The sequence below is a fragment of the Marinobacter sp. BW6 genome, from assembly GCF_008107725.1.
GTDB lineage: Bacteria > Pseudomonadota > Gammaproteobacteria > Pseudomonadales > Oleiphilaceae > Marinobacter.
Genome location: NZ_VIRN01000049.1, coordinates 1 through 412, shown reverse-complemented (window position 1 = coordinate 412; position 412 = coordinate 1). Strand labels below are relative to the sequence as shown.

Annotated in this window: 1 protein-coding gene; it reads left to right on the top strand. The window is 53.6% G+C overall.

Annotated features, from left to right (window positions below):
- The coding region (locus FMN52_RS04260; RefSeq protein ID WP_148607472.1) for an amino acid permease at window positions 1-412 on the top strand (412 nt) is incomplete at both ends.

The window sequence follows — 412 nt, the reverse complement described above, 5'->3', positions numbered from 1 at the left end:
TCCCCGATCTCTCCGACTGGGTCGCCTCGCTGGCGGTGATAGTGCTGCTGTTGACGCTCAACCTTGCCACCGTGAAAATGTTCGGTGAGATGGAGTTCTGGTTTGCGATGATCAAAATCGTCGCCATCGTGTCGCTGATTGTCGTCGGCCTGGTCATGGTGGCGATGCACTTTCAGTCACCGACCGGTGTGGAAGCGTCATTCGCGCATTTGTGGAATGACGGCGGCTGGTTCCCGAAAGGTTTAAGTGGCTTCTTTGCCGGATTCCAGATAGCGGTTTTCGCTTTCGTGGGGATTGAGCTGGTAGGTACAACAGCTGCGGAAACCAAAGATCCGGAGAAATCACTGCCACGCGCGATTAACTCCATTCCGATCCGTATCATTATGTTCTACGTCTTCGCGCTGATTGTGAT